The organism is Streptomyces sp. NPDC017246 (assembly GCF_044331325.1).
In the GTDB taxonomy this organism is placed as follows: Bacteria; Actinomycetota; Actinomycetes; order Streptomycetales; family Streptomycetaceae; genus Streptomyces.
Map to the genome: position 1 here is coordinate 144762 of NZ_JBIRMW010000011.1, position 15767 is coordinate 160528.

The following is a 15767-nucleotide window of genomic DNA, read 5'->3' on the forward strand; positions in this document are numbered from 1 at the left end:
CGGGCCGTCGTCCGGTCGGGGGGTCCGGCGTACACCGGTGGACGCGTGCGCGCTTTCACGAGCGTTCGTGAGACGACTCTGTGACCTGCGTCACGTTGTGAAGGTTCCGAAAAAACGGGGCTTGGCCACCGGCGTCAAGAGGTGGTAGGCGTCGGGCAATTCGGGCGTTTCATTGAAAACCCGTGATCAAGGGCCAGATGGGCCGTGCCCGTTTTGCCCGTTACGGCGTCAATAAGGGCGCCACATAACCGGATTAGAAGGTTCCGAACGTAACTGTGGCGCAACCCACGTTTCTTGAAGGGAACCGTGAAGCCCTGATAGCGGTTGTCCTCATGTCCCACACCGCTCACATACCCAGCCACCGGAAGCCCCGCCGCAGCGCCTCGAAGCTCGCGCTGCGAGCCGGAGTTGCCGGTGGCGTCCTCGGCACCATCGCGGTGGCCGGTGCTGCCGGGCCGGCCAATGCCGAGCCGGTGACCGAGACCATCGAAATGCCCACCCTGGGCTCCCTCGAGGCCGGCACCGGTCTCGCCAGCGCCGTCGCCGCCTCCGCACAGGCCTCCCAGCAGGAGGCGCTCGACCAGAGCCTCCAGACGCAGGAGAACGCGGCCCTGCAGAAGGCCGCCAAGGAAGCCAAGAAGGCCAAGTCCGAGGCCGACCGCAAGGCCGCGGCCGAGCGCGCCGAGAAGGCCCGCCTCAAGGCCGAGCAGGAGCGCAAGGAAGCCGAGGAGCGCGCCTCCCGCGACAGTGCGCGCACCCAGCTCTCCACCACCTCCTCGGGCAACGACAGCTCCTCGGGCTCCGGCTCCTCGGACAGCGGCTCCTCCACCGGCAGCAGCGACAGCGAGACGCAGGCCCCCTCCGGCTCCGCCGCCGCGATCGTGGCCTTCGCCCGCGCCCAGATCGGCGACTCGTACGTCACCGGCGGCACCGGCCCCAACTCCTGGGACTGCTCCGGCCTCGTCCAGGCCGCCTACCGCCAGGCCGGCATCGACCTGCCCCGCGTCTCGTACGACCAGTCGAGCATGGGCAGCTCCGTCTCCCTGAGCAACCTCCAGCCGGGCGACATCCTGTACTGGGGCAGCCGCAGCGGCTCGTACCACGTCGCCATCTACGTGGGCGGCGGCAAGTACGTCGGCGCGCAGAACTCCGCGACCGGCGTCGTCGAGCGCTCCCTGGACTGGGACACCCCCTCGGGCGCGGTCCGCATCCTCTGATCGACCCGCACCTCGCGGCACTCGAAAAGCCGTCACTCCTCGGGGGAGTGACGGCTTTTCCCATGCTGTACGGATGTGCCCGGAACGTCCTACTTGCGGAAGGCGTCGATGATCCGCGCGTAGCTGTCCCCGCCGTGGCCCGCCTCGACCGCGGCGCGCATCAGCTCCAGATGAAGCTCGGGCAGCCGGTTGTCGATTCCGCGCGCCTCCGCCGCGTGCAGGAGGTGGCCGATGGCGGCCGTCTGGACGTCGATCGTGGCGTCCTCCCCCGGGTACTCCCCCGCGTCGATCTGCTCGGCGTACCCGGTCATGAACCAGGAGACCGTCTTCAGCCAGCGGGTGGCCACCGCGGTGAAGTCCCGGGCGGACACCCCGTCCGCGCCCGTGAGGGCGGTCGCGTGCAGCCAGCCGCCGAAGACGGACCACATGAGGCCGAGCAGCCCCGCGTCGTAGAGCGAGGCGCTCCCCGCGTCCGCGCCCAGGTCCACCGGGTCGCCGAGGACGGCGAGCGCCGCCCGGTGCTCGGCGAGGAGCGCGGGCCCGCCCGCGTACAGGATCATGTTGGCGCTGTCGCCGACCCCCGGCGGGGTCGTCATGACGGCGCCGTCGAGATAACCGATGCCGTGTTCCGCCGCCCACTCCGCCTCCGCGCGGGCCTGCTCGGGCGATCCGGTGGTGAGATTGACCAGGACGCGGCCCCGCAGCGACCCGGCCACGGGGGCGAGGACTTCGCGGACGGCGGCGTAGTCGAGCACGCAGACCACGACGAGCTCGCTCGCGGTGACGGCCTCCGCGACTCCGGCGGCGCGGAGGGCGCCCCGCTCGACGAGGGCGTCGGCCTTCTCGGGGGTGCGGTTCCAGACGGTGGTGCGGTGGCCGGCGGTGAGGAAGGCGTCGGCGAGGGCGGCGCCCATCTGGCCGAGACCGATGACCGTGATGCTCTGTGCGTTCATGGACTCCACGCTCGCAGCGGCGGAATCCGGCCGACAGTGGCAGGACCGACGCCCGTCGCACGATTCCTGCCGTACGGTCGACGGCATGAACGCTGGGGTCGTCGCCATCGCCGTCGTACCGGACCGGCGGATCGGCACGTCGCTGTGGGAGCTGTACGAACTCTCCCTCGCCTGCGGGGTCTTCGGCATCCCCCACCCCGATCTGGCCGACCCCTGGTACCGGCTGCGGCTGTGCGGGGACTCCGGCGACACCGGGGTCTTCTCGCTGCGGACCGACCACGGTCTCGACGGGCTCGTCGACGCGGACACCGTCATCGTGCCGTCCGTGCCCGACGCGGTCGTGGAGGACGGCGAGGAGGTGCCGGCCGAACTCGTCGAGGCGCTGCGCGCGGCCGCCGCGTCCGGCGCCCGGATGGTCTCGCTGTGCACCGGCGCCTTCGCGCTCGCCGCCGCCGGGCTCCTCGACGGCCGCCGGGCCACCGCGCACTGGCAGCACACCGCGCAGCTGGCAGCCCGCCACCCCGAGGTGATCGTGGACGACTCGGTGCTCTACACGGACGAGGGATCCGTCCTGACCAGCGCCGGGGCCACCGCCGCCCTCGACCTCTGTCTGCATCTGGTGCGCACCGACCTCGGGGCGACGATCGCGGGGCAGCTCGCCCGGCGTCTGGTCGTCCCGGCCCACCGTCCCGGCGGCCAGGCCCAGTTCATCGAGGCGCCGCTCCCGCCGAGCGACGACGACAGCCTGGGGCCGGTCCTGCAGTGGGCGACCGAGCACCTGTCGGAGCCGCTGACCGTGGAGGAGCTGGCGCGGCGGGCCCGGATGAGCCCGCGCACCTTCCACCGGCGGATACGGGAGGAGTACGGGACCACCCCGCTGCAGTGGCTGCTGCAGCAGCGGGTGGCGCGCGCCCAGACCCTGCTGGAGTCGACCGACCTGCCCGTGGAGCATGTCGGCGACCACAGCGGGCTGGGCTCGGCGGCCAATCTGCGCCGCCACTTCACCCGGGCCGTCGGGGTGTCCCCGTCGGGGTACCGGCAGGCGTTCAGGCCTTCGGGGCCACCTTCGAGAGGCCGTTGATGATGCGGTCCATGGCGTCGCCGCCCGTCGGGTCGGTGAGGTTGGCCAGCATCTTCAGCGTGAACTTCATGAGCATCGGGTGGGTCAGGCCGCGCTGGGTCGCGATCTTCATGACCTTCGGGTTGCCGATGAGCTTCACGAACGCGCGGCCCAGCGTGTAGTAGCCGCCGTAGGTGTCCTTGAGGATCTGCGGGTAGTTGCGCAGGGCCAGCTCGCGCTGGGCGGGGGTGGTGCGGGCGTTCGCCTGGACGATGACGTCGGCCGCGATCTGGCCGGACTCCATGGCGTACGCGATGCCCTCGCCGTTGAACGGGTTGACCAGGCCGCCCGCGTCACCGACGAGCAGCAGGCCCTTGGTGTAGTGCGGCTGGCGGTTGAAGGCCATCGGCAGGGCGGCGCCGCGGATCGGGGTGGTCATGTTGTCCGGGGTGAAGCCCCAGTCCTCGGGCATCGAGGCGCACCAGGCCTTGAGGACCTCGCGCCAGTCCAGCTCGCGGAAGGCCTTCGAGGAGTTGAGGATGCCGAGGCCGACGTTGGAGGTGCCGTCGCCCATGCCGAAGACCCAGCCGTAGCCGGGCAGGAGACGGTCCTGCGCGCCGCGCCGGTCCCACAGCTCCAGCCAGGACTCCAGGTAGTCGTCGTCGTGGCGGGGCGAGGTGAAGTACGTCCGGACGGCGACGCCCATCGGCCGGTCCTCGCGCCGGTGCAGGCCCATGGCGAGGGAGATCCGGGTGGAGTTGCCGTCGGCGGCGACGACGAGCGGGGCGTGGAAGGTGACCTCGCGCTTCTCCTCGCCGAGCTTGGCGTGGACGCCGGTGATCCGGCCCGTACGGTCGTCGATGATCGGGGCGCCGACGTTGCAGCGCTCGTACAGGCGGGCGCCGGCCTTCTGCGCCTGGCGGGCCAGCTGCTCGTCGAAGTCGTCGCGCTTGCGGACGAGTCCGTAGTCCGGGTACGAGGCGAGCTCCGGCCAGTCGAGCTCCAGGCGGACGCCGCCGCCGATGATCCGCAGGCCCTTGTTCCGCAGCCAGCCGGCCTCTTCGGAGATGTCGATGCCCATGGAGACGAGCTGCTTGGTGGCGCGGGGGGTGAGGCCGTCGCCGCAGACCTTCTCGCGGGGGAACGCGGTCTTCTCCAGGAGGAGGACGTCGAGTCCGGCCTTGGCGAGGTAGTACGCGGTGGTCGAGCCGGCCGGGCCCGCCCCGACGACGATCACATCTGCGCTGTGCTCGGAGAGGGGCTGCTCGGTCACGGCGGATTCTCCCGAAGACTCGACGGTAGGGGCGGTACGGACGTACCGGGGCAGTCTATGGGGGCGGGTCGCGGACCGACCGGAGGGCTACCCGAAGACCGCGCGGAGGGCTTCCCGAAGGCCCTTCGGGGGCCCGCCCGGTGAGACGGGACCAAACCGGAATTCGTACATCCGTGCGGTGATGTCATGATCACCGATCGTGACCATCATTCGTACCGACCCACGGCGGGGCTCACTGATCACAGCCGTCCTCGCCCTCCTCTGCTCGGCGTTCCTCATCCTGCCCGCGAACGCCGAGCCCGTCCCCTTCGAGGGCTGCGACCAGGGCAAGTTCTGCCTCTACGACGGCTCCGGCGGCACCGGCACCCGCCTGGACGTCGCCGAGGGCGGCAAGGACGAGCAGTACACCGGCACCGCCCTCTCCGTGAAGAACGACACCCGCATGTGGGCCTGCGTCTACTCCGCCGGCCGGTACGGCGGCGGCCTCCAGACCGTCAAGCCGGGCAACGAGGACGAGTACGTGACCGACGGCAAGCGCTGGGTCGTCGCCTCGTACAAGCTCGTGCCCACCCGCGCCCTCTGCTTCACCGGCTACGAGCGCTGCGAGAACGGCGCCGTCTGCACCTTCGCCGAGCGCAACGGACGCGGCACCATGACCGTCCACGTCCCGGCGACCGACGCCGCCACCCGGAACTACGGCAACAGCTACGGCCCCGAGGTCGCCCCCGCTTCCGTGTGGAACCGGACCGGCAAGCACCTGTGCTTCTACCTCCAGCCCGACTACACCGGCACCTGGACCGAGGGCGGCAAGCGGTACGGCGCCTACGTCGTCCTCCGCGGCGACAGCATCACCGTCCCCGCCTCCCTCCCGAGCGTCTTCCGCTCCCACGAACTCGTCGACGGAACCTCGGAGTGCCAGTGACCACGCCCCCGCGACCGGCTCTCGCCGTCGCCGCCGCGCTCGTCGCGGCCCTCGCCCTGACCACCTCGGCCGCCGCCTCCCCCGCCGTCGAGAAGCCGTTGAGCCCGCTCATGGCGAACTGGACCCAGCTCGGGGACGTCGACGTGACCGTCCCCGGCGTCACCCGCACCACCTGGACCGAGAAGGTGCCCGACAACCGCACCCGGGGCCGCGTCCTCCAGATCGTCGAGATCGACCCCACGACCGCCCCCGTCGGCCTGGAGAGCACCGTCGGCACGGGCGACGGCGTGGCCGAGACGGCCGCCGAACAGCTCGCCGGAGTCAGCTCGGTGGCCGCCCGGCACCCCGTGGCCGGTGTCAACGGCGGCCTGTTCAAGTCGGAGCGGAAGCACCCCTCCCACGTCCTGCCCGCCGGCGCCGAGCCCACCACCCTCCAGCACGTCGGCGTCTCGGTCACCGACGGCGTCCTGCACAGCTCCAGCTGCTGGAACGGCGGCAAGGGCACCTCGGGCGCCGTGATCCAGTACGGCGTCCCGTACATCACCACGCTCCGCACGGAACTCGGACTCGCCTCCTCCGACGGGGCCACCCAGCGCCTCGACGACATCGACCGCGACCCGGGCCGCGCCCGCGCCTGTGCCCGTGACGCCGATGACAGGCTCGCCCCCGACGACAGGCCCCGCCCCGAGGGCGTCGCCCTGGAGAAGGGCGTCTACACCGACCCCGACGAGATCGTCCTGTTCACCGACGACTACCGGTTCCCCGTGCCGAAGCCCGGCCTCGACGTCACCGTCACCACCGAGGACGACCCGGGCTTCGAGGTCGTCCTCGACTCCGCGGACACGGTGAAGACCGCCCGCGAGGGCCGCGGCGGGGCGACCGCCGCCCAACAGGTCACGGTGCCGTCCGGCGGCCGCATCCTGCAGGGCGTCGGCACCGGCGCCGCGTGGCTGCGCGCCCACGCCACTCCCGGCAGCACCCTGACGGTCGGCCAGAAGCTCCTCGACACACGCCTCGGACGGGAGATCCCGCTGGACCCGTCGGTCGACGTCGTCGGCTCCTTCCACCAGGTCCTCCGCGACGGAGACGTCCCGGTCGCCCTGCCCGACACCTGCAACCAGTCCGGCCCGGGCAAGGAGCCCGGCACCGAGAACTGCACCGACTCACGGGTCGCCCTCGGCACCAGCGTCCGCGGCCGGCCGGTGCTCGCCACGCTGACCGGGCAGGTCCAGGCGGACGACACGACCACCCACGAGGACGGCGCGAGCCTGCGCACGTTCGCCGAGCTCCTCGGCTCCGAGGAGCTCGGCCTGATCGACGCGCTCAACCTGGACGGCGGCGGCTCGGCGACCCTGCTGACCGGCACCACGGTGCGCACCCCGCCGACGGACCGGGTGAACGGCGTGTACGTGCACCGGCACGTGGCCGACGCCGTGTACGCGGGAATCGGCGGCTACGGCATGTACGCCAAGTAGCCGCCACGGTCCGGCGGCCGGGTCCGGCCGCCGGGCCCGGCCGTTACGGCTTGAAGCCCCGGTGGAGCGCGACGATGCCACCGGACAGGTTCCGCCAGGCCACCTTCGACCAGCCGGCCTTCTGCAGCATGCCCGCCAGGGTCGGCTGGTCCGGCCACGAGCGGATGGACTCCGCCAGGTACACGTACGCGTCCGGGTTCGAGGAGACCGCGCGGGCCACCGGCGGCAGCGCGCGCATCAGGTACTCCTCGTACACCGTGCGGAACGGCGCCCAGGTGGCGTGCGAGAACTCGCTGATGACGACCCGGCCGCCGGGCTTCGTCACCCGGTACAGCTCGCGCAGCGCCTGCTCGGTGTCCTGGATGTTCCGCAGCCCGAAGGAGATGGTGACGGCGTCGAAGACGTCGTCACGGAAGGGCAGCTTCGTGCCGTCGCCCGCCGTGAACGGCATCCACGGGTGGTTCTTCTTGCCGACCCGGAGCATCCCCAGCGAGAAGTCGCAGGGCACGACGTACGCGCCCGCGCGGGCGAAGGGCTGCGAGGAGGTGGCCGTACCGGCCGCCAGGTCCAGGATCTTCTGCGCGGGGCGCGCGTCGACCGCCTTGGCGACCTCCCTGCGCCAGCGCCGGTCCTGGCCCAGCGAGAGCACGTCGTTGGTGAGGTCGTAGTTCGCCGCCACGTCGTCGAACATCGAGGCGACTTCGTGCGGCTGCTTGTCCAGGGTGGCGCGGGTCACTGGCTTCGGCCTCGCAGACTCGGGTACGGGCGGGCGCGTCCATTGTCTCAGGGCCGCTCCCGCCCCGACCGGCAGGGCGCGCTCAGCGGGCCCGGTAGACCAGCTTCCCGCCGAGGACGGTGGCGACACAGGTCGAAGGCCCGAGCCGCACCAGAGCGGCCCGGTCGGGGACGTCGAAGACGGCGAAGCGGGCGGGGCCTCCCGGCGCGAGGCCGGGCAGGAGCACCAGCGGCGCCGGCGAGAACGACGGCCGGTCGGGGAGGCTCTCGGGACGGCGGCCGACGACCAGACCGGCCCGGCGCACGGCGTCCAGCGCGGCCCGGCTCCGCAGTTCGCCGGCGACGGCGACCGTCCCGTGGGCGAGGAGCCGCTGCACGCCGCGGCGCGCGGAGGCACCGCGGCGGGAGGGGTCGGCCCGGAAGATCCGCTGCGCACGCTCGCCGGGGATCGGCTCGGTGCCGAAGCCCTGGGCCTCCCGGGGGTCCGGGTGGTACATGCCTTCGAGCAGCTCGGGGCCGTACGGGTTGAGGAGGCCGGGCGTGAGGATGCCGGACCACCGCCGCACCCGCGCCTCGGGCCTGGCGGCGGCCAGGTCCTCGTACGGGCCGACCGCGGCGATGCGGTCGCCGTCGACGAGGACGGCGGTCTCGGGCGTCGCCTCGGCGACGTGGATCGTCAGCACGGCCGCGTCAGTTGGCGTCGAGGAGCTTCAGCTCGGGGTGCGCCGTGCCGCCCTCGATCGCCGTGGACGAGATGTGCGAGGCGACGCGCTCGTCGACCGGGTCGTTCGCCGGGTCGTCGTGGACCACGATGTGCTCGTAGGTCGTGGTGCGCTGGGCCGGGACGCGGTCCGCCGTGCGGATCATCTCGATCATCTCGCGCAGGTTGGAGCGGTGCTTGGCGCCCGCGGAGGAGACGACGTTCTCCTCCAGCATGATCGAGCCGAGGTCGTCCGCGCCGTAGTGCAGGGTCAGCTGGCCGATCTCCTTGCCCGTGGTGAGCCACGAGCCCTGGATGTGGGCGACGTTGTCGAGGAACAGCCGGCTGATGGCGATCATCCGCAGGTACTCGAGGAGCGTGGCCTGCGTGCGGCCCTTGAGGTGGTTGTTCTCGGGCTGGTACGTGTACGGGATGAAGGCCCGGAAGCCGCCCGTCCGGTCCTGCACGTCACGGATCATCCGCAGGTGCTCGATCCGCTCGGCGTTGGTCTCGCCGGTGCCCATCAGCATGGTGGACGTCGACTCGACCCCGAGGCCGTGCGCGATCTCCATGATCTCCAGCCAGCGCTCGCCGCTCTCCTTGAGCGGGGCGATGGCCTTGCGCGGCCGCTCCGGGAGCAGCTCGGCGCCGGCGCCCGCGAAGGAGTCGAGGCCGGCGGCGTGGATGCGGGTGATGGCCTCCTCGACGGAGACCCCGCTGATCCGGGCCATGTGCTCGACCTCGGACGCGCCGAGGGAGTGGATGACCAGCTGCGGGTACGCGGCCTTGATGGCCGCGAAGTGCTTCTCGTAGTACTCGACGCCGTAGTCCGGGTGGTGGCCGCCCTGGAACATGATCTGGGTGCCGCCGAGCTCCACGGTCTCCGCGCAGCGGCGCAGGATGTCGTCGAGGTCGCGGGTCCAGCCCTTCTTCGTGTCCTTGGGGGCGGCGTAGAAGGCGCAGAACTTGCAGGCCGTGACGCAGACGTTCGTGTAGTTGATGTTGCGTTCGATGATGTACGTCGCGATGTGCTCGGTCCCCGCGTACCGGCGGCGGCGCACGGCGTCGGCGGCGGAGCCGAGCGCGTGCAGGGGCGCCGAGCGGTAGAGGTCGAGCGCCTCCTCGGGGGTGATCCGGCCACCCGCGGCAGCGCGGTCGAGAACAGACTGGAGTTCGGCCTTCTCGGTCACCGGGTGTGTCCCTTTCGGAGGGGTTCTGTCGACCGAACCAGCCTACGCCAGCACTCCTCGCCGCTTCCTTCGGGTGGCGTGCGGGAGTACGGCGGTAATACGGGCGGTCCGGACACGGATAAAGGGGTGAATTGCCGAACGGGGACGCGACGGCGAATTCCGGGAAGCCGACGGGAAGCCGACGGGAAGCCATGGAGGGAGCCGAGGGGGAACCCGCGGGGAACCGAAAGGGGAACCCGGAAGACGCGCCGCGCCTAATGCCGCTCGGGCGGAAGCAGTTCGACGGCGATGTCCGCCGGGAAGCCCGTCGTGGGGCCGGTGCGGCGGGCGAACTCGCGGACCCCGGCGAGCTGCTCGGGCCCGAAGCGGAAGTCGAGCGTGCGGAAGTACCGCTCCAGGAGCTCGGCGTCGAAGGTCTCCCAGCGGGCGGCCTGCTCGGCGACCTTGGCGACCTCCTCCAGGGAGAGGTCCCGGGAGGCGAGGAACGCCTGGTGCACCTCGTGGACGGTCTCCGGCTCGCGCGCCAGGAAGTCCTTGCGCGCGGCCCACACGGCGAAGACGAACGGGAGGCCCGTCCAGTCCTTCCACATGAGCCCGAGGTCGTGGACCTGGAGGCCCAGCCGGGGCGCGTCGTGCAGCGAGGCGCGGAGCGCGGCGTCGCCGATGAGGACGGCCGCCTCGGCCTCCTGCATCATCAGGCCCAGGTCAGGGGGGCAGGTGTAGTAGTCGGGCGCCACCCCGTACCGCTCGCTGAGCAGCAGCTGCGCGAGGCGTACGGAGGTGCGGGAGGTGGAGCCGAGCGCGACGCGGGCGCCGTCCAGCTCCTCCAGGGGCCGCTGGGAGACGATCACGCAGGACATGACGGGCCCGTCGCAGCCGACGGCGATGTCGGGGAGCGCGACCAGGTCCGACGCGTTGCGGAGGTACTCGACGAGGGTGATGGGGCCGATGTCCAGGTCGCCCCGGACGAGCCGCTCGCTGAGCTTCTCCGGAGTGTCCTTGGTCAGCTCGAGGTCGAGGAGCGTTCCGGTCCTGGCCAGGCCCCAGTAGAGGGGGAGGCAGTTCAGGAACTGGATGTGCCCGACGCGGGGCCGGCTGCGCTGCTGGTCGTCGGTTGCTTTGTCCACATCGTGAGGCTAGACCCGTCTCGTACCGTGGGCATCGTCGGGGCACGCGCGTCAGCACATGGAGCGAGATCAAACATGCGAGTGAAGTGATCTTTCCCTCTACCGTCCCGAGCACCCTGCGTGCTACGCTCAACGCAAGTTGCAGTTTGGTTTCCCTTGCAGTACAGAGCCTGCGGAGCATGTGACCCGCAGGCTTTTGTAGTTTTCAGACTTGTTTGCAGGTTCTGGAGCAGGGCGACCCTTTGGCCCATAGGAGGGCTCATGGCTACCGGAACCGTGAAGTGGTTCAACGCTGAAAAGGGCTTCGGCTTCATCGCCCAGGACGGCGGCGGCCCGGATGTCTTCGTCCACTACTCCGCGATCAACGCGAACGGCTTCCGTTCGCTCGAGGAGAACCAGCTCGTGACCTTCGACGTCACGCAGGGCCCGAAGGGCCCGCAGGCGGAGAACGTCTCCCCGGCCTAAGGTGCCTGGGTCGGCGAAGCACGACTAGAGCAGTACCCAAGGAGCCCCGCTCCGTGCCCTCGGGCACGAGCGGGGCTCCTGCCCTTTCCGGGCACTCAGCAGTTCGGGATCACGGTCCCGTTGTTGTCGCGGGCCTCGTCGTTGCCCCAGCGGGACAGGTAGTAGGCGGAGACGTACGCTCCGTAGCCGTTCTTCCCGGCGTACACGGTGTCGAGGTCGGTCTTCAGCCACCAGTGGTTGTAGTTCCCGGAGGCGTCCCGGATCTCCTGGCCCCACACCTTGCAGTAGACGTAGTTGGTGCCCTTGTTCAGGACGCCCTGTGCCGCGGTGGTGTTCGCCTGGGCGTAGCCGGTGGCGTTGGCGAAGGTGTCCACCCAGTACTTTCCGCCTCCTCCGCCCGAGCAGCCGTTGTCGCTGGTCAGAGACTTGGAGCCGTAGGAGCCCGGATAGGGGGCGAGGGAGGCGCCGTTGATCACGATCGACTGGCCGACACCGTTGTAGAGCTGCTCGTAGTGGATGTGGGCGCCGGAGCTGTTGCCCGTGCTGCCGGTGGTGCCGATCTGCTGACCCTGCGCGACCGGGGCGCCGTTGGCCACGGAGTAGGCGTTCAGGTGGAAGTAGTAGGTCTTCCAGCCGCCGCCGTGCTCGACCACGATGTAGTTGCCCGCGCCGGACGGCTGGGAGTAGCGGTAGGCGGTGCCGGACGCCGAGGCGAGGACCGGGGTGCCGGCCGTCGTGCCGCCGTCGGAGCGGACGAAGTCGAGGGCCTCGCGGACCTCGGCCGAGTGGTGGCTGTAGGTCCAGGTCTGGCCGCAGGGGAAGGGCGCCTTGAAGACGGGCGCGGCCTGGGCGGGCGTGGTGGTGACGAGCGCGGTGAGCAGGCCCGCGACGAGCGCGAGCAGGGTGCCGAGGGGGGTGATCCGGGCACGCATGCGTCCTCCGGTACGTGGGGTGGGGGCCAGGGAACATGGGTCGACGCGCGTTGAACGGACCACAGCGTGCCGGAAGATCGCGTGTCGCAGTAGCCCCCGAGCACCACACGCGTAGCGCGGGGCTTACGTAGTCTGGACACATGACCGAACGCAAACCGCCCGGAGTCAGCTTCGAGTCGTTCGTGGACAAGCAGATCCGCGAGGCGTCGGAACGAGGCGAGTTCAGCAGCCTGCCGGGATTCGGCAAGCCGCTCGCCGACGACGCGGCCCCGTACGACGAGCTGTGGTGGATCAAGGGGAAGATGCACCGCGAGGGTGGGTCCGTGCTGCCGCCCTCGCTGGCCCTGCGCAAGGCGGCCGAGGACGCGGAGGCGGCGGTGGCCGCGGCGGTCTCGGAGAGCCAGGTCCGCCGGATCCTCGGGGAGATCAACACCAGGATCGCCGAGGCCCTGCTCCGTCCGCCGGCCGGACCCCCGCTGCATCTGAAGCCCTTCGACGTCGAGGCCGCGGTGGAGCGGTGGCGGGCGGAGCGTTCCTGACCCCTGGCACGCCGGGGCCGCCCCGGCGACCGGAAGGAGCCCCCATGAACAGCGCCGGTCTGCTGGTCGACTCGTTCGGCCGGGTGCGCGAGGTCGTCCACGAGGCCGTGGAGGGCCTCACGGAGGACCAGCTCGCCCTACGGATCGATCCGGACGCCAACTCGATCGCCTGGCTCGTCTGGCACCTCACCCGGATCCAGGACGATCACCTCGCGGGCGCCTTCGACACGGGCCAGCTGTGGGAGACGGACGGCTGGCGCGACCGCTTCGGCCTGCCCTTCCCGGAAGCGGCGACCGGCTACGGCCAGACGAGCGCCCAGGTGGCCGCGGTGCGTGCCCCGGCGGAGCTGCTGCTCGGCTACCACGACGCGGTGCACGGACGGAGCCTCGATCTGGTGGGGCCGCTGACCGACGCGGACCTGGACCGGGTCGTCGACACCGCCTGGGATCCGCCGGTGACCCTGGGCGTCCGGCTGGTCTCGGTGATCGCGGACGACCTCCAGCACGCGGGTCAGGCGGCGTACGTGCGGGGTGCGGTGGAGCGCGGCTGACTCCCCTTCACGGGGCGTCAACTCACCGGTCCCACCTTCCTCGTGAGCCCGTACAGCCCCTTGGCCCCGTCATGGGCCTATTCGAACGGCGTGCGCATGCTCGCGCGCCGTTTCGATTGCCATGGGGGGCATTTCCTTGAGCTCAACACGCACGTCGCGCCGTCACATCACCGTCGCGATCACCTCCGTCCTCGCCGTCACGCTCGGCGCCGGCGAGCTCGTCGGCTCCACCCTGCTCGCCGCGGGGACGGGCGCGGGGGGCGCCAAGGAGCTGCTGCTGCTCGACGCGACCGGTGACGGGCAGTCCGCCCGCAAGGTGACCGGTCTGCCCGACGACGCGATCGCCGGCGCCGTCCGCGCATCTCGCCCCGGGACCGCGCTGGTCAACTTCGCCGTGCGCTCCGGAACCGACGTCGCGCGGTACCTGGTCACGGTGGACCTGGCGACGGCGGCGGTGACGGGCCCGGCCTACGACGTCATGGACAGCGCCTACACCGGCGACACCTCCGCCCTCTCGGCCACCCACGCCGCCTGGCCCGAGTCCGAGGACCGCGCCGTGAAGCTGGCGATCGCCGACCTGGGCACCGGGACGGTGCGACGCGTCCCGTGGGCAGCCGGGAGGAGTCGGGGACGAACGTCGGCCTGGTCGGCTCGTGGGTCACGTACGCCACTCCGACGGGGCTCGACGACAACCGGGACCGCCCCCGGCCGGTGTGCTCCAGACCTTCACGGCCAGGTCCCTGACCTCCGAGGAAACGATCCCGCTCCTCGACCACATGACCACCGCCGTGCCGGCCCCCGACGGCACGCTGCTCGCGTTCGGCGGCACCGTCGAGAAGGGCGAGGGCCTCTACCGGATCGCGGCCGGCGCGGACGGGAGGCCGGCCGCCGAGCTGGTCGCCACGACCGGGCAGCCGACCGGGCTGACCTACCTGGGGGCCCAGTTCTCGCACCTCGACCTCGACGAGGACCCCTCCAAGATCCACCTGAAGTGGCGGATGTCCCGGGTCAACGCCGACGTGCACCTCAAGCTGACCCACGGCCGGACCGGCGAGACCTTCTCGCTCACGATGCACGTCTACCGCGAGTCCGCCGGCGCCTACTACTACGACGACCAGACCTTCGGTCTCACCTGGGCGGAGATCGCCCGGTCCTCGAAGCTGGGCAAGCTCGCCAACAGCGGCCACTACGACTGGTCGTTCCGCGCCGTCCCGCAGAACGGCATCGGCCCGGACCTGGAAGCCTCCGGCGTCCTCTGGCTCTTCCTCGGCAAGGGCGACGGCACCTTCGCGCCCCGCATCAGGGTCGGCGGCGGCTGGGGCGCCTTCTCCCAGCTCGTCGGCGCGGACGACCTGAACAACGACGGCCGCACCGACCTGATCGGATACGGCTCGGGCGGCACGTGGGCGTACCTCGGTACGGGGAACACGGCGGCACCCTTCACCCGAACCGCGACGAACCTGTACGCGGCCGAGGGGACGAAGTTCACCTCGGTCTCCTGACCCGGTCGACCGGCTCGGACCGGCTCGGGCGGCCGGATCGTCCGGGTCGTCCGGGTCGTCCCGAGCTGATCGACCGGCTCGAAAACCGACGTACAACCTTTCGAACCGGGCACCCTCACGGCCGTGCCCGCCGCGGCGACGGCGGGTGGGACCACCGAGCTCGGCGTCAAGGACCACGCGCTCGTCCCCATCCCCACCGTCGTCGACTTCTCGCGCGGGCAGGACGCGACGCTGGTGTGGGAGTTCGACGCAGCGGCGGACATCCAGGTCGTCCTGACCCACAAGGCATCCGGGAAGCACTGGACCGCCGAGCCCGTCCACCTGGACCGGCCGTACGACACCGCGTTCTGACGGTCGGCGAGACGTCGCCGCCCCCGGCCGCCCGGGCCGGGGGCGTGGTCGTAGCATCGGGCGCGTGACCAGCAAGGAGTTCGTTCTCTTCGACGTCGACGGCACCCTCGTGGACGCCGTCGACAATCAGCGCCGCGTCTGGCACGAGTGGGCGGCGCGGCACGGAGTGGACGGGGACGAGGTGTACGCCGTCGCGCTGCGGACGCGGCCGGTCGAGACGTTCGCGGCCGTGGTTCCGGGCCGGGACCCGGACGAGTGCCTGGCCCTCCTGCACGCGCTGGAGGACGAGGACGTCCGTACGGGCTCGTACGCGGCCTTCGACGGGGCCGCAGAGCTGCTGAACGGCCTCCCCGCGGACCGGTGGGCGCTCGTCACGTCGAACTACGAGCACCGGGTGCGGGGCCGCTTCGAGCGGACCGGGCTTCCCCTGCCGGGGCTGGTCGTGGACGCGGCCTCGGTGGCGGAGGGGAAGCCGTCCCCGGCGCCGTACCTGCTCGCCGCCGAGAAGCTGGGGGCGGACCCGGCGGAGTGTCTGGTGATCGAGGACGCGCCGTCCGGGGTGCGGTCGGGGCTCGACGCCGGGATGACCGTCTGGACGGTCAACACCCCGACCGCGCACCCCGACGCCCACCGCCACTTCCCCACCCTGGCGGAGGCGGCACCCCACATCGTGACTGCGCTGGAGACAGGCCGTCAGAGAGTCGCGCCGTAGACGCCCCGGCCGGTCGGCGTCCTCCGAGAGTCCCTCCTGAAGGGTGGAGGACGGAGTAACTCC

17 protein-coding genes are annotated in these 15767 nt (G+C 71.5%); 10 read left to right on the plus strand and 7 right to left on the minus strand.

Annotation, left to right across the window (positions count from 1 at the left end; genetic code table 11):
• Window positions 1-332 precede the first annotated feature (332 nt).
• The gene (locus ACH4MY_RS25075; protein WP_398005944.1) at window positions 333-1217 is read left to right on the plus strand and encodes a C40 family peptidase; all 885 of its coding nucleotides are present in this window, start codon (window positions 333-335) and stop codon (window positions 1215-1217) included.
• A gap of 89 nt (window positions 1218-1306) precedes the next feature.
• Here the strand turns inward: ACH4MY_RS25075 and ACH4MY_RS25080 are convergent, their stop codons facing one another.
• Window positions 1307-2359, minus strand: coding sequence for an NAD(P)-dependent oxidoreductase (locus ACH4MY_RS25080; RefSeq protein ID WP_398005945.1), 1053 nt, complete (start codon window positions 2357-2359; stop codon window positions 1307-1309).
• Here ACH4MY_RS25080 and ACH4MY_RS25085 point away from each other — a divergent pair.
• Complete coding sequence (locus ACH4MY_RS25085; RefSeq protein WP_398005946.1) at window positions 2256-3251, plus strand: helix-turn-helix domain-containing protein; 996 nt, start codon at window positions 2256-2258, stop codon at window positions 3249-3251. The two genes, ACH4MY_RS25080 and ACH4MY_RS25085, sit on opposite strands and share 104 nt — an antisense overlap.
• On the opposite strand, the gene ACH4MY_RS25090 is transcribed toward ACH4MY_RS25085, so the two are convergent.
• A complete protein-coding gene (locus ACH4MY_RS25090) occupies window positions 3217-4503 on the minus strand; it encodes a geranylgeranyl reductase family protein (RefSeq protein WP_398005947.1) in 1287 nt (428 codons plus the stop codon). The genes ACH4MY_RS25085 and ACH4MY_RS25090 overlap by 35 nt on opposite strands.
• 199 nt (window positions 4504-4702) lie before the next feature.
• On the opposite strand from ACH4MY_RS25090, the gene ACH4MY_RS25095 reads away from it, so the two are divergent.
• Complete coding sequence (locus tag ACH4MY_RS25095; protein WP_398005948.1) at window positions 4703-5425, plus strand: peptidase inhibitor family I36 protein; 723 nt, start codon at window positions 4703-4705, stop codon at window positions 5423-5425.
• Complete coding sequence (locus ACH4MY_RS25100; RefSeq protein ID WP_398005949.1) at window positions 5422-6900, plus strand: phosphodiester glycosidase family protein; 1479 nt, start codon at window positions 5422-5424, stop codon at window positions 6898-6900. Before ACH4MY_RS25095 ends, ACH4MY_RS25100 begins: the two co-directional genes overlap by 4 nt.
• Before the next feature lie 43 nt (window positions 6901-6943).
• Here the strand turns inward: ACH4MY_RS25100 and ACH4MY_RS25105 are convergent, their stop codons facing one another.
• The 4 genes from ACH4MY_RS25105 to ACH4MY_RS25120 all read right to left on the minus strand — a co-directional run bounded on the left by ACH4MY_RS25105 (window position 6944) and on the right by ACH4MY_RS25120 (window position 10652).
• Window positions 6944-7636 carry a demethylmenaquinone methyltransferase gene (locus ACH4MY_RS25105; RefSeq protein ID WP_398005950.1) on the minus strand — a complete coding sequence of 231 codons (693 nt, stop codon included), beginning with the start codon at window positions 7634-7636 and terminating at the stop codon, window positions 6944-6946.
• 82 nt (window positions 7637-7718) lie between these two features.
• A complete protein-coding gene (locus ACH4MY_RS25110; protein ID WP_398005951.1) occupies window positions 7719-8318 on the minus strand; it encodes an imidazolonepropionase-like domain-containing protein in 600 nt (199 codons plus the stop codon).
• Window positions 8319-8325: 7 nt separating this feature from the next.
• Window positions 8326-9525, minus strand: coding sequence for a cyclic dehypoxanthinyl futalosine synthase (gene mqnC / locus ACH4MY_RS25115; protein WP_398005952.1), 1200 nt, complete (start codon window positions 9523-9525; stop codon window positions 8326-8328).
• 254 nt (window positions 9526-9779) lie between these two features.
• The gene (locus ACH4MY_RS25120) at window positions 9780-10652 is read right to left on the minus strand and encodes a menaquinone biosynthetic enzyme MqnA/MqnD family protein (RefSeq protein ID WP_398005953.1); all 873 of its coding nucleotides are present in this window, start codon (window positions 10650-10652) and stop codon (window positions 9780-9782) included.
• A gap of 261 nt (window positions 10653-10913) precedes the next feature.
• Between ACH4MY_RS25120 and ACH4MY_RS25125 the strand changes: the two genes are divergently transcribed.
• Complete coding sequence (locus tag ACH4MY_RS25125; protein WP_015035453.1) at window positions 10914-11117, plus strand: cold-shock protein; 204 nt, start codon at window positions 10914-10916, stop codon at window positions 11115-11117.
• A gap of 95 nt (window positions 11118-11212) precedes the next feature.
• On the opposite strand, the gene ACH4MY_RS25130 is transcribed toward ACH4MY_RS25125, so the two are convergent.
• Window positions 11213-12049: a M23 family metallopeptidase gene (locus tag ACH4MY_RS25130; protein WP_398005954.1), complete on the minus strand. Its 837-nt coding sequence runs from the start codon at window positions 12047-12049 to the stop codon at window positions 11213-11215.
• 140 nt (window positions 12050-12189) lie between these two features.
• Here ACH4MY_RS25130 and ACH4MY_RS25135 point away from each other — a divergent pair, with 140 nt between their 5' ends.
• The 5 genes from ACH4MY_RS25135 to ACH4MY_RS25155 all read left to right on the plus strand — a co-directional run bounded on the left by ACH4MY_RS25135 (window position 12190) and on the right by ACH4MY_RS25155 (window position 15704).
• Window positions 12190-12588: a DUF1992 domain-containing protein gene (locus tag ACH4MY_RS25135; protein WP_398005955.1), complete on the plus strand. Its 399-nt coding sequence runs from the start codon at window positions 12190-12192 to the stop codon at window positions 12586-12588.
• A 44-nt stretch (window positions 12589-12632) separates the two neighbouring features.
• Window positions 12633-13139: a DUF664 domain-containing protein gene (locus ACH4MY_RS25140; RefSeq protein ID WP_398005956.1), complete on the plus strand. Its 507-nt coding sequence runs from the start codon at window positions 12633-12635 to the stop codon at window positions 13137-13139.
• Between the two features lie 713 nt (window positions 13140-13852).
• The gene (locus tag ACH4MY_RS25145) at window positions 13853-14641 is read left to right on the plus strand and encodes an FG-GAP repeat domain-containing protein (protein ID WP_398005957.1); all 789 of its coding nucleotides are present in this window, start codon (window positions 13853-13855) and stop codon (window positions 14639-14641) included.
• Between the two features lie 123 nt (window positions 14642-14764).
• A complete protein-coding gene (locus ACH4MY_RS25150; RefSeq protein WP_398005958.1) occupies window positions 14765-14992 on the plus strand; it encodes a hypothetical protein in 228 nt (75 codons plus the stop codon).
• Between the two features lie 64 nt (window positions 14993-15056).
• Window positions 15057-15704 (plus strand): HAD family hydrolase, encoded by a 648-nt coding sequence (locus tag ACH4MY_RS25155; RefSeq protein WP_398005959.1) that lies wholly within the window; start codon window positions 15057-15059, stop codon window positions 15702-15704.
• Window positions 15705-15767: the final 63 nt, after the last annotated feature.

Excerpts from the sequence above, each read along its gene's own strand:
- ACH4MY_RS25075 (WP_398005944.1), top strand. The coding sequence starts at position 333 with ATGTCCCACACCGCTCACATACCCAGCCACCGGAAGCCCCGCCGCAGC.
- ACH4MY_RS25085 (WP_398005946.1), top strand. The coding sequence starts at position 2,256 with ATGAACGCTGGGGTCGTCGCCATCGCCGTCGTACCGGACCGGCGGATC.
- ACH4MY_RS25080 (WP_398005945.1), bottom strand. The coding sequence starts at position 2,359 with ATGCCGAAGACCCCGCAGGCGAGGGAGAGTTCGTACAGCTCCCACAGC.
- ACH4MY_RS25125 (WP_015035453.1), top strand. The coding sequence starts at position 10,914 with ATGGCTACCGGAACCGTGAAGTGGTTCAACGCTGAAAAGGGCTTCGGC.
- ACH4MY_RS25130 (WP_398005954.1), bottom strand. The coding sequence starts at position 12,049 with ATGCGTGCCCGGATCACCCCCCTCGGCACCCTGCTCGCGCTCGTCGCG.
- ACH4MY_RS25135 (WP_398005955.1), top strand. The coding sequence starts at position 12,190 with ATGACCGAACGCAAACCGCCCGGAGTCAGCTTCGAGTCGTTCGTGGAC.
- ACH4MY_RS25140 (WP_398005956.1), top strand. The coding sequence starts at position 12,633 with ATGAACAGCGCCGGTCTGCTGGTCGACTCGTTCGGCCGGGTGCGCGAG.